This window comes from Clostridium sp. AF17-21AC (genome assembly GCF_003461365.1).
Classification (GTDB): Bacteria; Bacillota; Clostridia; order Lachnospirales; family Lachnospiraceae; genus Coprococcus; species Coprococcus ammoniilyticus.
The window spans coordinates 1-12,889 of the sequence record NZ_QTWY01000003.1 but is presented as its reverse complement, the minus strand read 5'-3'; the positions used below and the strand labels follow the sequence as shown (position 1 = coordinate 12,889).

At 42.8% G+C, this 12,889-nt stretch carries 12 protein-coding genes; 11 read left to right on the top strand and 1 reads right to left on the bottom strand.

What is annotated here, in order from left to right:
- Positions 1-57: 57 nt before the first annotated feature.
- The 8 genes from tmk (at position 58) to DWW85_RS05205 (ending at position 8,243) form a co-directional block, all read left to right on the top strand.
- Positions 58-684: a dTMP kinase gene (tmk, locus tag DWW85_RS05240; RefSeq protein ID WP_021944361.1), complete on the top strand. Its 627-nt coding sequence runs from the start codon at positions 58-60 to the stop codon at positions 682-684.
- A 19-nt stretch (positions 685-703) separates the two neighbouring features.
- The gene (locus DWW85_RS05235) at positions 704-1,696 is read left to right on the top strand and encodes a DNA polymerase III subunit delta (protein ID WP_117807793.1); all 993 of its coding nucleotides are present in this window, start codon (positions 704-706) and stop codon (positions 1,694-1,696) included.
- Positions 1,696-2,604 (top strand): stage 0 sporulation family protein, encoded by a 909-nt coding sequence (locus DWW85_RS05230; RefSeq protein ID WP_021944363.1) that lies wholly within the window; start codon positions 1,696-1,698, stop codon positions 2,602-2,604. The genes DWW85_RS05235 and DWW85_RS05230 overlap by 1 nt, the downstream gene beginning before the upstream one ends.
- Complete coding sequence (locus DWW85_RS05225) at positions 2,597-3,352, top strand: tRNA1(Val) (adenine(37)-N6)-methyltransferase (RefSeq protein ID WP_181983894.1); 756 nt, start codon at positions 2,597-2,599, stop codon at positions 3,350-3,352. The genes DWW85_RS05230 and DWW85_RS05225 overlap by 8 nt, the downstream gene beginning before the upstream one ends.
- Positions 3,353-3,376: 24 nt before the next feature.
- On the top strand, positions 3,377-4,216 hold the full coding sequence (gene rsmI / locus DWW85_RS05220) for a 16S rRNA (cytidine(1402)-2'-O)-methyltransferase (RefSeq protein ID WP_117807789.1): 840 nt from the start codon (positions 3,377-3,379) through the stop codon (positions 4,214-4,216).
- Between the two features lie 103 nt (positions 4,217-4,319).
- Positions 4,320-5,072 (top strand): A24 family peptidase, encoded by a 753-nt coding sequence (locus DWW85_RS05215; protein ID WP_117807788.1) that lies wholly within the window; start codon positions 4,320-4,322, stop codon positions 5,070-5,072.
- Positions 5,073-5,213: 141 nt separating this feature from the next.
- Positions 5,214-6,848, top strand: a complete 1,635-nt coding sequence (locus DWW85_RS05210; protein WP_117784635.1) for a class I adenylate-forming enzyme family protein — start codon at positions 5,214-5,216, stop codon at positions 6,846-6,848.
- 129 nt (positions 6,849-6,977) lie between these two features.
- Positions 6,978-8,243, top strand: coding sequence for a diaminopimelate decarboxylase (locus DWW85_RS05205; RefSeq protein WP_179960555.1), 1,266 nt, complete (start codon positions 6,978-6,980; stop codon positions 8,241-8,243).
- 118 nt (positions 8,244-8,361) lie between these two features.
- Here DWW85_RS05205 and DWW85_RS05200 read toward each other — a convergent pair whose 3' ends face one another.
- Positions 8,362-8,880 (bottom strand): peptidylprolyl isomerase, encoded by a 519-nt coding sequence (locus DWW85_RS05200; protein ID WP_021944557.1) that lies wholly within the window; start codon positions 8,878-8,880, stop codon positions 8,362-8,364.
- 144 nt (positions 8,881-9,024) lie between these two features.
- Here DWW85_RS05200 and mltG point away from each other — a divergent pair, with 144 nt between their 5' ends.
- The 3 genes from mltG to DWW85_RS05185 form a co-directional block, all read left to right on the top strand.
- Entirely contained in the window at positions 9,025-10,077 is a 1,053-nt protein-coding gene (gene mltG / locus DWW85_RS05195; RefSeq protein ID WP_242996046.1) for an endolytic transglycosylase MltG, read from the top strand.
- 142 nt (positions 10,078-10,219) lie between these two features.
- Complete coding sequence (locus DWW85_RS05190) at positions 10,220-11,974, top strand: FHA domain-containing protein (RefSeq protein ID WP_117807785.1); 1,755 nt, start codon at positions 10,220-10,222, stop codon at positions 11,972-11,974.
- Positions 11,975-12,096: 122 nt separating this feature from the next.
- Positions 12,097-12,889: DUF6382 domain-containing protein (locus DWW85_RS05185; RefSeq protein WP_147340895.1), on the top strand; the 793-nt coding region annotated here is incomplete at its 3' end.

The following is a 12,889-nucleotide window of genomic DNA, read 5'->3' as shown; positions in this document are numbered from 1 at the left end:
TAGATGACGATCATTCATTTACAAATATGATTAAACACATAAAGGAGCATGGAATATATGCAGGGAATATTTATAACGATGGAAGGTCCGGACGGAGCCGGTAAGACAACACAGATCGAACTGTTAAAGGATTATCTGAATAAAAAGGGATATGATGTACTTATCACCAGAGATCCGGGCGGAAATGCTGTCAGTGAAGCAATCCGTGAGGTCATTTTGAATAAAGATTTTACAGAGATGGGATATATGACAGAGCTGTTATTATATGCAGCAGCGAGAGCACAGCTTGTAAAGGAGAATATCAAGCCGGCATTATCTGCAGGCAAAGCAGTTATCGCAGACCGTTTTGTGGATTCATCAGCCGTATATCAGGGAATCGGACGGGGACTTGGAATTGATACCGTTTATAAAGTAAATGAATTTGCTTTGCAGGGCATCCTGCCGGATATGACATTTTTAATGGACCTGGATGCAGAAGTCGGTATTGCCAGAAAGAAAAATCAGGCAGAGCTTGACCGTATGGAACAGGAAAGTCTGGACTTCCATAAGAAGGTTGTTGAGGGTTATAGAAGTCTTGCAGAAATGAATCCCGATCGTATCGTAAAAGTCGATGCAGCTTTGCCAAAAGAGGCAATACATGATATAATAACTTCGTATGTAGAAAAATGGCTGGCAAGACCATAGCATAAGCAAGGAGAATAGCATGATAGAATTTTCTGAAATTATCGGACATGAGGATATAATCCAGCATTTTAAGAGAAGTATAGAGATGGGAAAGGTATCCCAGGGCTATATCATAAATGGAGAAGAAGGCAGCGGAAAGAAGACTCTGACGCGTGCCATAATCAAGACTCTGGAGTGTGAAGAAGGCGGAACGGAACCATGCTGCAAGTGCAAATCATGCAAGCAGATGGATACGGATAATCAGCCGGATGTTATATGGGTCACACATGACAAGCCAAATGTGATCTCGGTAGAGGAGATTCGTGATCAGGTAAATAAAGATATAACGATCAAACCGTATAGCAGCCGGTACAAGATCTATGTGATCGACGATGCACAGCTTTTAAATGCAAATGCACAGAATGCTCTGCTCAAGACAATCGAGGAGCCACCGGAGTATGCGATCATTTTCCTGCTGACCAGCAATATTGACAAGATCCTTCCGACGATCATTTCCAGATGTATCGTACTGAATATCAAGCCTGTCAGAGAGCGGGATGTACTGGATTACCTGATGAATGAGCTGAAGCTTCCAAAGGAAAAAGCAGATTTTTGTATGGACTTTGCGCAGGGAAATCTGGGTAAGGCGATCCGGCTTGCGACCAGTGAAGAATATAAAGAGATCATAGAGGATGTAACAGGCATTCTCCGCAGGATCCCGGATATGACAGTCGATGATATTATATTTGCGATCAAGAATATGAACCATCATAAGCTGAAGATCAGTGATTATATTGATCTGATGATGATGTGGTATCGTGACATCCTGATGTTAAAGATCACAGGAAATGCCGGACGACTGATGTTTAAGGAATATTATACAGATATCCGCAAACAGTCAGCTCACATTTCCTATGAGGGTATCGAGAATGTTTTAAAGGCGATGGATAAGGCGAAGATCCGTCTGGAAGCAAATGTTAATTTTGATGTGGCTATGGAACTTATGCTTCTGACTATAAAGGAGAATAAATAATGAAAGAGATCATAGGAGTCCGGTTCAGACCGAACGGCAAGATTTATTTCTTCTCACCGGGAGATCATGATGTAGAATGTGGACAGTTTGTTATCGTGGAGACTGCCCGTGGCGTTGAATTCGGCAAAGTGGTTCTGGGAAAGAGAAATATAGACGATGGCAAGATCGTATCTACTTTAAAGACCATCATAAGAGTAGCTACAGATGAAGATAAGAAGAAAAATGAAGATAACAAGGAAAAGAGCAAAAAAGCATTTGTGATCTGTAAAGAAAAGATCGCAAAGCATAAGCTTGATATGAAGCTGATCGAGGCGGAGTATACATTTGATAATAACAAGGTGCTGTTTTATTTTACAGCAGATGGAAGAATTGATTTCCGTGAGCTGGTAAAGGATCTGGCATCTGTATTCAAGACTAGGATCGAGCTCCGGCAGATCGGTGTCCGTGATGAGACCAAGATGGTCGGCGGTATTGGTATCTGCGGCAGGGAGCTGTGTTGCCATAAGCATCTTTCGGAATTTGTTCCGGTATCGATCAAGATGGCAAAGGAACAGAATCTGTCTCTGAATCCGACAAAGATATCCGGTGTGTGCGGCAGACTGATGTGCTGCCTGAAGCATGAACAGGACACATATGAATATTTGAATGAAAAACTTCCAAATGTTGGCGATTTTGTCCGTACAACAGATGGAAACAAAGGTGAAGTCTTATCTGTAAGCGTTCTTCGCCAGAAGGTAAGGATTGTTGTTACGGATAAGGATGACAATAAAGAGGTTATGGAATATCCGGTCAGTGAATTAAAATTCAAGCCGAAGAAACGCAGAAGTACAGAGCGTATCAGCGACGAAGAATATAAGGCATTGGAAGCACTGGAAGATAAGGGAGGGAAATCCAAGTTTGATGATTGATCTTCTCCCTGATGAACGAATCGATGATCTGCAATGCAAGGGACATCATATCATACAGAATCCGAATATGTTCTGCTTTGGTATGGATGCGGTGCTGCTTGCAAATTTTGTAAAGCACAGACGGGATGGCATGTACATGGATCTGGGAACAGGAACCGGTGTGATACCGATCCTGCTGGCGGCAAAAGAGCCGTCTGACGGCACCTGCCAATTTATCGGTCTGGAGATTCAGGATGCCTGTGCAGAGATGGCTGGAAGAAGTGTCCGATTAAATGATCTGGAACAGAAGGTTCGAATCGATCATGGAGATATCAGAGAGGTCTCCTGTAATTACAGGAAGGCCTTTTTTGATATTGTGACATCGAATCCTCCATATATCAGCGGAAATCATGGACTGACGAATCCGGATGAACCGAAGAATATTGCCAGACATGAAATCTGCGTGACGCTTTCGGATGTGATCGAAGCAGCAGCATATCTGCTGAAGCCGGGCGGCAGTTTCTATATGATACACAAACCATTCCGGCTGGCGGAGATCTTTGAAGGGCTGCTTGCAAATGGATTGGAACCGAAGCGGATGCAGCTCATTCATCCATATATTGATAAAGAACCGAATATGGTGATCGTAGAGGGCGTAAAGGGCGGTAATTCCAGAATCAAGATCGAGCCGCCGCTGATCGTCTATAAAGAACCGGGCGTTTACACGGAACAGCTTCTTGCCACGTATGAAGGAGAAGCAAAGAAATAAAACAGACAGAACAGGAGAATCTACATGGCGGGTATATTATATCTGGTCGCTACACCGATCGGGAATCTCGAGGATATGACATTCCGGGCGGTGCGTACACTGTCCGAAGTGGATCTGATCGCAGCAGAGGATACGAGAAACAGTATCAAGCTGTTAAACCATTTTGAGATTAAAACGCCAATGACCAGTTACCATGAATTTAATAAATATGATAAGGCGAAGGTTCTGGTGGACAAGCTTCTTGCAGGAACAAATATTGCCGTTATAACCGATGCAGGAACGCCGGGTATCTCGGATCCGGGCGAGGAGCTGGTACGGCAGGCACTTGCAGCAGGAGTAACCGTAACAGCTGTACCAGGGGCATGCGCCTGTATCACGGCGCTGATCTCATCGGGATTGCCGACCAGACGGTTTACATTTGAAGCATTTCTGCCACAGGACAAGAAAGAAAAGGCAGAGGTTCTTGCAGGATTAAAGGATGAGACCAGAACGATGGTGATCTATGAAGCACCACACCGGCTGCAGAAGACACTTGCGGAATTATTTGATACACTTGGCGACCGCAGGATCACACTTTGCCGGGAACTTACGAAACGGCATGAAACAATCGAACAGTTTCTGTTGTCGGAAGCGATCGCCTATTATGCAGAGCATGAGCCGAGAGGTGAATATGTGATGGTGATCGAGGGCATGGATGTGGCTGCAGCAAAAGCAGAAAAGCAGCAGGAATTTCTTTCGATGACGATAGAAGAACATGTTGCCATGTATGAGAAACAGGGCATGACGAAGAAGGATGCGATCAAACAGGCGGCAGCAGACCGTGGCGTTCCAAAGCGTGAAGTATATAATGTGGTTATGCGATAGAAATAAATAGTTGTAAAGTTCATGCCGGAATGATTCATGTGAGATGAAAATGGTGTTTTGCAGGCGATTATAAACAGATGAAAGGTGAAAGGGGTATAAGCATATGACGTGGTTGGAGATATCAGGAACAGTTGGCAGGGTGGCAGCCTGCCTTGGATTTTTTATTGCAGGTATGGTGATCTTCTATCTGCTGACAAAGGTGATCTACTGGATACCGGAGAAACAGCAGTTAGAGCGGCTGCATGAACCGGGAAAGTTCAGAAATGCAGGGATCATTATATTTGGTGGTCTGGCAGCAGTTTTATTTACCGGATTTTTCGGAATGGGGTTACAGGGGATTATTTATTTCCTGTTTCTGGCGGTTCTTACGGTAGTGACCTTTATAGATATGGATACCATGGAGATCCCGTTTATACTGAATGTCATTATTTTCGTGATGGGTGTGGTATCTCTGATCCTTCAGTTCGTGTCCGATGCAGCTCCGGGATCTGAGTTCCTTGCAATGGATGGGGTTACGATCGTATCCAGACTGATCGGTATGATCTGTATCAGTCTTCCGTTATATCTGATCGTTCTTATTATTCCGGAAGGCTTTGGCGGCGGAGATATCAAGCTGATGTTTGCTGCCGGCTTCTTGCTTGGCTGGAAGGCAACAGTAGTTGGTTTCTTTATCGGACTGATCCTTGGCGGAATCTATGGCGTGATCTGTCTGGTTCGCAGAAGCCATGGTAAAAACGATCATTTTGCATTTGGCCCTTTCTTAAGCGTAGGTCTGGCTATTACATTATTCTGTGGAAATAATCTCATGAACCGGTATATTGATTTCTTGAAAGCAGCAATGAACCCGGAGATATAAAGAGATAAATCCTGAGCTGATATTATTTATAGAAAAAACTGCTTGTGTATTCGGATGAGATTGAGTATACTAAAGGGTATGGATGTTTAACGCGTTAAAGCGTTTGAGCGAAAAAGTTGTAATATACGGAGGAATATAGGTATGCCAATTATAGATTATCTGGAAAGAAATGCCAGAGAATTTGGGGATGATGTAGCGCTGGTTGAGATTAATCCGGATGTCACAGAGACGAGAAGAGTGACATGGAGAGAATATGAGCTGATCGAGGCGAATCCAACCTGTCAGTATAGACGGGAGATCACATGGAATGTATTTAACGAGAAAGCCAATCGTTTTGCAAATCTTCTGGTTTCCAGGGGAATCCAGAAAGGAGATAAGATCGGTATCCTGATGATGAACTGTCTGGAATGGCTTCCAATCTATTTTGGAGCATTAAAGACAGGAGCTTTGGCAGTGCCGCTTAATTTCCGTTATGATGCAGAGGAGATCAAATACTGCGTAGAGCTTGCGGATGTGGATGTACTTGTATTTGGACCTGAATTTATCGGGCGAGTTGAGACAGTTGTAGATGAGATCGCAGAGAAGCGTATTCTGTTATATGCCGGTGGCAACTGCCCAACATTTGCAGAGGACTACGACAAGCTGACAGCAAACTGTTCCAGTACATTTGAAAAGAGAGATATTAAAGACAGTGACGATGCAGCGATCTATTTCTCATCAGGAACAACAGGTTTTCCAAAGGCAATCTTACATAACCATGAGAGCTTGATGCATGCAGCTACAGTTGAGCAGAAGCACCATGGACAGACAAAGGATGATGTATTCTTATGTATTCCGCCTTTATATCATACAGGTGCAAAGATGCATTGGTTCGGAAGCCTGATCACAGGCGGAAAAGCAGTTCTGTTAAAGGGTGTTAATGCAAAGACGATTCTTCAAACTGTATCCGATGAACAGTGTACCATTGTATGGCTGTTAGTACCATGGGCACAGGATCTGCTGCTGGCATTAGAATCAGGTGAAGTAAAATTATCAGATTATAAGCTGGATCAATGGAGACTGATGCATATCGGAGCACAGCCGGTTCCACAGAGCCTGATCAAACGTTGGAAAGAATATTTTCCACATCACCAGTATGATACAAACTATGGTCTGTCAGAGTCTATCGGACCGGGTGCGGTACATCTGGGCGTAGAGAATATCGATAAAGTTGGTGCAATCGGCGTGCCGGGATATGGTTGGCAGGTGCGTATCGTAGATGAAGATGGTAAAGATGTGAAGCAGGGAGATGTTGGAGAACTGCTATTAAAGGGACCTGGCGTTATGACCTGTTATTATAAGAATCCGGAAGCAACGGCTGAAACATTAAAGGATGGATGGCTGTATACCGGAGATATGGCAGAGCAGGATGCAGATGGCTTCATCTATCTGGTTGACCGTAAGAAGGATGTTATCATCAGCGGTGGTGAGAATATTTATCCGGTACAGATCGAGAATTTCCTGAGTAAATATCCAAAGGTCAAAGACGTAGCAGTTATAGGACTTGCAGATCCACGACTTGGTGAGATCACGGCAGCGATCATCGAGACAAAGGACGGTGTGGAATGTACCGAAGATGAGATCAATGAATTCTGCAAGGAGCTTCCAAGATACAAGAGACCGAGAAGAATTATTTTTGAGGATGTACCGAGAAATGCAACCGGTAAGATCGAGAAGCCGCTGCTTCGTAAGAAGCATAAGAGCGATAACCTTGTTGCAGCCGAGAATAATGCATAAAGAGATCACAGATTGTGGTATTATACAGATAAAGAATGCAGAATCTGATATGTATTCTTTACAAATCCAGATGTGTGTGCTTAAATATATAGTCGGAATTACAAAATACAACAGGAAGGTAAGATGATCATGAAGACACCATTTGTAACAAAAGCACAGGTTGATGAGATGATTAAGAAATACCCAACACCATTTCATCTTTATGACGAAAAAGGAATCAGAGAAAATGCAAGAAAGTTATATCAGGCATTTTCATGGAATAAGGGATTTAAGGAGTTCTTTGCGGTAAAGGCGACCCCAAATCCTACTATTCTTCGTATCTTAAAGGAAGAGGGATGCGGTACGGACTGCTCATCACTGACAGAGCTTATGATGTCAGATAAACTGGGATTTACCGGAGACGAGATCATGTTTTCATCCAATGATACGCCGGCAGAAGAATTTGTTCTTGCTAAGAAGCTTGGTGCAACGATCAATCTGGATGATTTCACACATATTGACTTCCTTGAAAAGACAGCAGGAATTCCTGAGAAGATCTGCTGCAGATATAATCCGGGTGGAACATTCTCTATTTCCACAACGATCATGGACAACCCCGGAGATGCCAAGTATGGCATGACCAAGGATCAGATCATTGAGGCGTATCGTATCCTGAAGGGCAAAGGTGTAAAGAGATTTGGAATGCATGCATTTCTTGCAAGCAATACAGTGACGAATGACTACTATCCGGTTCTTGCAAGAACCTTATTTGAGGTAGCGGTTGAGATTAAGGAAAAGACAGGCGTAAAGCTTGACTTTATCAATCTGTCAGGCGGCGTAGGTGTTCCGTATACACCGGATAAAGAGCCGAATGATATCCTTGCGATCGGCGAAGGCGTAAGAAAGGTATACGAGGAGATCCTGGTTCCTGCAGGAATGGGTGACGTAGCCCTTTACACAGAGCTTGGACGATTCATGTTGGCTCCTTATGGCCATTTGATCACAACAGCGATTCATGAGAAACATACACACAAGGAATATATCGGTGTAGATGCATGTGCAGTTAATCTGATGCGGCCTGCCATGTATGGTGCATATCATCATATTACAGTTCTTGGTAAAGAGAATGAACCATGCGACCACAAATACGATGTAACAGGTTCACTGTGTGAGAATAATGATAAATTTGCGATTGATCGTATGCTTCCAAAGATCGATATGGGAGATGTTCTGGTAATTCATGATACAGGTGCACATGGCTTTGCAATGGGATATAACTATAACGGCAAACTGAAATCCGCAGAGGTTCTCCTCTGTGAAGACGGCAGTACCAAACTGATCCGCAGGGCAGAGACACCGGATGATTATTTTGCTACATTAGACGGCTTCTGGAATGTGGATCTGAACGAAAAATAAGTTCACCTGAGACGGTTGAGAATCGTTGTGCCGGGTTACAGAAAAAAGCAAAAAAAACAGCCATTTTGGAGAAATATTTGTTCCCAAAATGGCTGTTTTAGTTTATACTGAATTTTAGTCAGGCTTTTTCAGGTTCCGGGTAATCAATACCAAATGTGTCAACAGTTACGGAAGCCATTTTCTGTTCTTTTACAGGACGATCACCGTAAGTTGTTCGGGTTGTTGCAATCTTATTTACAACATCCATTCCTTCGATTACTTTGCCAAATGCAGCGTATGCACCGTCTAAATGAGGAGCGGCCTTGTGCATGATAAAAAACTGGGAACCTGCAGAATCCGGTCGCATGGAACGAGCCATCGAGAGAACACCTTCAGTGTGCTTCAGGTCGTTCTTGAAGCCATTCTGTGAGAATTCACCTTTAATGCTATAGTTTGGTCCGCCCATTCCGGTTCCTTCCGGGCATCCGCCCTGAATCATGAAACCATTGATGATACGGTGAAAGTTCAAACCATTGTAAAAGCCTTTTTTTACGAGTGAGATAAAGTTATTAACTGTATTAGGAGCAATGTCCGGGTACAGCTCAGCCTTTATAACATCACCGTTTTCCATTGTAATTGTTACTATTGGATTTGCCAAAATAAATCGCATCCTTTCATTTATGATGAGGCTATCATATCATTACAGGCTTTACAAAGTCAATGTTGGATGCATTGTTTTGGGTTGGGGTATATTTTTTATTGGGGAATAAAAAGTTACAAACAGAAAAAGGAGAAACGCAGAGTGAAGAACGGAAAAGGTATTAAGGTAATTATTGTATTGGTCGTCGTTATTGCCCTTGTTGTGATAGGCGGATTAAAGATTAAAAATGTCTATGATGGATTTATGGATGAGTACAAGGGGACGGAGAGCACATCGGGAACAGATGTAACGATCGAGATTCCGGAAGGAGCATCGTCAAAGAAGGTGGCAGCGATCCTGCATGACGCTGGACTGATCAAGTATGAATATGCATTTGTATTACGAGTGAAAGAATCAGAATACAGAGGACGGATCCAGCCCGGTACATTTACACTGAACACCGGAATGAGTACACTCGAGATGATAGAAGAACTTTGTTATGTAGAACCTGTCAAGGAAGTTGTTGATACACTGACGATACCGGAAGGATACAGTATCGAACAGATCGCAGCAAAATGTGAGGAGCAGGATATTTGCAGCTCGGAGGAATTCCTGAATGAAGTAAAGAACGGAAATCATCAGATCCCGTTCAGTACCGGAGACATGAATACAGATGGTGCGAAGTACGACCTTCAGGGATATCTGTTTCCGGCAACCTATGATATTTATGAAGATACGACTGCGGCAAGTCTGATTGATACGATGCTGGAAAAATTCCGGAGTGTTTATACCTCAGAATACAGTGCCAAGGCAGCAGATCTTGGATATACAGATTATCAGATCCTGATCATGGCATCAATCGTGGAACGTGAAGCAAAGATTGACAGTGAGAGACCAATCATTGCAGGTGTTATCTATAATCGTTTAAAGATCGATATGATGCTTCAGATGTGTCCGACGGTTCTGTACCCTCTGACAGACGGAATGTATGATAAGTCAGAGGTTACTTATGATGATCTGGAGATCGAATCACCATACAACACTTATAAAAATACCGGACTTCCGGTAGGACCGATCTGCAATCCGGGTCAGGCATCGATAGAGGCTGTATTATATCCGGATGAGAACGATTATCTGTATTATCATACCAGTGATGCCGGAGATGGAAGCCATATCTTCTCATCCACATATGATGAACATATTAATACGCAGTAATGTATTGGGCAGATTGCCGATTTCTTTTTAAAAAGACTTGCGATATATGGTGAAATTATATATACTTATAGAGTATGCATGAACAATGGGATAATTTGTTACCTTATATGCACAGCAGAACGTGTGATAGGAGGATTGTTTGATGAGAAAAGTGAATTTCAAAGTAAGAAATATAGGCTCTGAAAAGTATTTGTCTTATGTTTTGGATGATGAGACAGATCTGGATGAAGAGTTGCTTGATTACCTTGATGATAATAAAATTGCAGAACTCATTGATATCATTTATGAAGAAGATGATGAGAATGATTATCTTACATACAATATAACGGACAGAACAACAGTTGGAGCACTCCTTTCAGGCACGGTACATGCAGAGATGATGCTGGGTATAATCAGAGGGGTTGCATCAGGAATTATGAATATGCGTGATCTGGGAATCCCTGTTTCATATGTTATTCTGAATAAGGATTTTACATATGTAAATCCTGTAACGTTTGATGTAAAGATGATCTGTATTCCGGTAGGATCGGATGTGGCAGCAAATGCGGAATTTAAGGCTTTTGTAAAAGGCCTGATTCTGAATGCAACATATGCGGACGATGAAGATTGTAATTATGTTGCTAAGCTTATAAATATGCTGAATGTAGAGAAGTTCACGATCCGTGGTTTTGTAAGTCAGATCACAGAGCTGATGGAGGCTGCCGGATTACAGGTAGAAGAAGAATTTATGGATGTTGGAGATTCCGGCGTGGAGGTTTCTCAGGGTGTGGATATTCCACAGGGTGATACCTCTCTGGATGATCTTCCGGAATTTAAGGATATATCATTTGACGATGATGACGATGATGGCCTTGAGATGTACGAGGAAGAACCGACAGAAGAGAATACGATCTTCAAAGATCTGGATTTGAATGCAGATGTTGACAGCGCACTGAATTCTGTAAATATGGATCTGTTCGATGAGAGTAATCTGGAAGAGCTTACACTGGATGAAGATGCAGAGTTAGAAGAAACGGCTCATGATGAGGCAGAACCGGAAACAGAAGAAGCAGAGGCGGAAGATATTAAGCTTGCGACAGAGATTCCAATAGAGACACCGGAGGAGACAGAAGAGTCAGAAGGTATGACAGAGATGCTGACAGGTGCTGATCTGGCGGACATCGGTGAAGAAAAGCCACATGCATTTAATATCAAGGAGATTGCACATACTGCTGAGGGTGTGACAGAAATTTCTGCTGAAAGTAAGATGGAAGAAAAACCGGTATTGATCGATACTCAGGATCTGGATAATCTGATCGAGAAACCACCGGTTATGAAGAACATAAGAATCAACCGTGCAAAGATCATTCAGAAGGCTTCTGTTGAGATGGAGGATGATGAGGTTATTGATAATCCAACGGAGCAGATCCGGGGAGCGGGTGACGTAGATGAGGCGGATGCAGTAGAGCCTGAAACCCTTACAACACCGGTTCCTGTTGAAGAAAAGGAAGAGCCTGAAACAGGAGCGACCGGAACAACGGTTGAACTTACAGGTGGCATGAGTGTTGTACAGGATCAGACACCGGAGGAAGAGAAGAAACCTGCACCGGGTGTGCCGAAGGCAATGCCATATATTATCCGTGTAAACACAAAGGAACGTGTTATGGTAAATAAGGCAGTATTTAAGCTTGGTAAGGCAAACCGTGGTGTTGATTTCACAATTGACGGAAACGGTGCGATCAGCAGAGTACATGCGATCATTTATCAGAGAGATGACGGTTGTTACCTGAAGGATAACAAAGCGACAAATGCTACACTGGTAGATGGCGTGAAGCTGGAAGAAGGTCAGGAAGTTAAGCTTAAGAATGATGCGACGATCACAATCGGCGGAGAAGATTTCATTTTCAAATTAAGCTAATATATATTATCACCCGGATCGGGTGAACACGAGCAGGTAGGAATACCTGCTTTTGGTGTATACATGGAAAATAATTATCCGGACAGTATTGGAATTTCCGGATCATGAATGGAGAGAGGGACATGAAGAAGAACAAAGTATTACTTACAAAAACGGGAGATACATATAACTGCAGATATGTGCTGGATCAGACTGATATTATTGATGAAAAGGTAGATAAGGGTGTGAGTGGAAAATTTCCACAGATTATACCGTACAGACTGGAAGAGAAAGATAATCAGAGAGAATTTATTTATGAGATTGGCAACAAGGTACAGTTGACCGAGTTCCTCAAGAAAGAGATCAACAAGAAGCAGATGCTGACATTACTGTATAACCTTTTAAGCGGTCTGGAAGCATTTGGAATGAATATGATCTCATTAAGCTATGTTGCCAAGGATATCCAGTATGTGTTTGTTGCTCCTGAGAGCCTGAATGTTTATTTTATTGTTGCAGGTGTCGATAAGGAGATCACGGATCTGAATGAGGTTCGCAATTTTGTAAAAGATGTTATCTGTAATGCACATTATTTTGAGATGGATCGGGATAATTATGTAGCAAGACTGATCACATTTACGAATAAACTTGGAACATTCTCAGTTGGTGATATGAAAGAATTTGTCAATCAGCTTCTGATTGATATGGGAATCCACATAGAGGAAGAAAAGAAAAAAACAGAGAAAAAAGAAGAAAAAACTGCAAACGACAAGGTAAGCCGTATTGGTGTTATGCAGAATAATGCAAAGATGGTACAGCCTGGTGCTTCTGCCAGAGGATCAGTGCCACCAATGCCAAACCGTCAGGTACCACCGATGCCGAACGGACAGCCAATGCCGGGACGGCCAATGCCAATGCAGATGGGACCGGATGGCAAGC

What these genes read in the sequence shown, in the direction of transcription:
- tmk (WP_021944361.1), top strand. Translation starts at nt 58, where the DNA reads ATGCAGGGAATATTTATAACGATGGAAGGTCCGGACGGAGCCGGTAAG.
- DWW85_RS05235 (WP_117807793.1), top strand. Translation starts at nt 704, where the DNA reads ATGATAGAATTTTCTGAAATTATCGGACATGAGGATATAATCCAGCAT.
- DWW85_RS05230 (WP_021944363.1), top strand. Translation starts at nt 1,696, where the DNA reads ATGAAAGAGATCATAGGAGTCCGGTTCAGACCGAACGGCAAGATTTAT.
- DWW85_RS05225 (WP_181983894.1), top strand. Translation starts at nt 2,597, where the DNA reads ATGATTGATCTTCTCCCTGATGAACGAATCGATGATCTGCAATGCAAG.
- rsmI (WP_117807789.1), top strand. Translation starts at nt 3,377, where the DNA reads ATGGCGGGTATATTATATCTGGTCGCTACACCGATCGGGAATCTCGAG.
- DWW85_RS05215 (WP_117807788.1), top strand. Translation starts at nt 4,320, where the DNA reads ATGACGTGGTTGGAGATATCAGGAACAGTTGGCAGGGTGGCAGCCTGC.
- DWW85_RS05210 (WP_117784635.1), top strand. Translation starts at nt 5,214, where the DNA reads ATGCCAATTATAGATTATCTGGAAAGAAATGCCAGAGAATTTGGGGAT.
- DWW85_RS05205 (WP_179960555.1), top strand. Translation starts at nt 6,978, where the DNA reads ATGAAGACACCATTTGTAACAAAAGCACAGGTTGATGAGATGATTAAG.
- DWW85_RS05190 (WP_117807785.1), top strand. Translation starts at nt 10,220, where the DNA reads ATGAGAAAAGTGAATTTCAAAGTAAGAAATATAGGCTCTGAAAAGTAT.